The sequence below is a fragment of the Planktothrix sp. FACHB-1355 genome, from assembly GCF_014748295.1.
Classification (GTDB): Bacteria; Cyanobacteriota; Cyanobacteriia; order Cyanobacteriales; family Aerosakkonemataceae; genus Aerosakkonema; species Aerosakkonema funiforme_A.
On the sequence record NZ_JACJUP010001316.1, the window covers coordinates 1 to 1,771 of the forward strand.

Below are 1,771 nucleotides of genomic sequence, written 5' to 3' on the forward strand. Positions count from 1 at the left end.
AAGAAACTCCCCAAAAAAATTCCTACTGGGGTCTGGCAAGCACAATTATCGATCGCGACATTCTTTTTAAGGAAGCGAGATTGCTCGATCGCCCCAGTCGCGAAGCATCAGCGCTGACTGATTCCCAATTGCAATTTGCCCTACTCAGTCAAAATAAATTCAGTTCCTCTAGGTCAGTCTTTTTCGGCGACCCGACCATCTTCCAGAAAAACCCAGTCATCCTCAAGCTACAATTGCCCAACAGTTCCTGGCAGTTAGCCGCAATCCCAGAGAAAGGATGGCAAACTCAAGCATCCATGTCTTGGGCGTTGCGAGCGAGAGGAACAGTGCTGGCGCTAGTGACCGGCATTTTGCTGTTTACCTGGGTGCGATCGCCAGAAAAATTACGACAAGCTGTAGAAAAGGCAACAAGCGCACTGCGACAATCCGAAACCAAATATCGAGAACTGGTTGAAAATGCCAACAGCATTATCCTGCGAATAGACACTCAGGGAAATATCACCTTCTTCAACGAATTCGCGCAACGCTTTTTCGGTTACTCGGAAGCAGAGATTCTCGGCAAAAACATCATTGGCACGATCGTCCCGACTGATGGGGCAGATACTCCCAGCAGAAAATTAGCAGCAGCAGTTAGGGATATCCTCAAACACCCCGAACAATACAGATGTTACGAAAACGAAAACATCCGTCGTAATGGCGAACGAGCTTGGGTGGTATGGACAAATAAACCTCTTTTAGATGAAGATGGAAACCTCACAGAAATCCTGGCGATCGGTAACGACATTAGCGAAATCAAAGCTATCCAAGCCAAACTTGCCCAATCCGAGCAGCAATTCCGCACGCTCTACGAATCGACGATCGATGCAGTCATGCTGTTGGATGGAAATGTTTACTTCGATTGCAACCGCGCCACATTGGAAATGTTTGGCTGCATAGATAAAGAACAATTTTGCGGTAAACAGCCCAGCGATTTCTCACCGCCATTGCAACCAGATGGCTCAAACTCAGCCGCATTAGCAGCACAAAGAATTGCCACAGCTTTTCGAGAAGGGAGTTGTCGCTTTGAATGGCTCCACAGTCGTTTAGATGGCTCAGTCTTTCCCGCAGAAGTGTGGCTAACCGCAGTAGATTTTGGATTCGATCATAGCAGCAACAATCCCAAATCGCGTAGAGTCTTGCAAGCCGTAGTACGGGATATCAGCGATCGCAAAGCGAGAGAAGAGGCGCTGCGGACATCCCAGGAAATGCTGGCTAGAGTGATGGATAATATCCCCCAAGCGGTTTTCTGGAAAGATCGAAACTCAGTTTACCTCGGTTGCAATCATAAACTGGCGACTGATGTTGGTTTGGCATCCACCGATGACATCGTTGGCAAAACAGACTACGACTTATCCGCCACAAAAGAACAAGCCGACTCCTTTTATGAAGTTGACCGACAAATAATCGCCGCAGATATCCCCGCATATCATATCAGCGAAACCTTACGCCTTGCCAACGGTCAGACAGCTTGGATAGATACTAGCAAAGTACCACTCCACGACGCCCAAGGAAATGTGGTGGGAATTTTAGGTACTTACGAAGATGTGACCGATCGCAAACGTACAGAAGAAGCATTAAGAGAAAGCGAAAATAAGTTCCGCTTGCTATTTGAAAAGTCGGCAGATGCGATTCTTTTATTAGATGGAGATGTCTTCATCGATTGCAACCAAGCAGCTGTTGCCATGCTGCGTGCCAAAAGTAAAGAAGAATTATTAAACCTGCATCCCTCCCA

At 47.1% G+C, this 1,771-nt stretch carries 1 protein-coding gene; it reads left to right on the plus strand.

Translation table 11 applies throughout. The features are described from left to right. The coding region (locus tag H6S82_RS31940) for a PAS domain S-box protein (protein WP_191057402.1) at positions 1-1,771 on the plus strand (1,771 nt) is incomplete at both ends.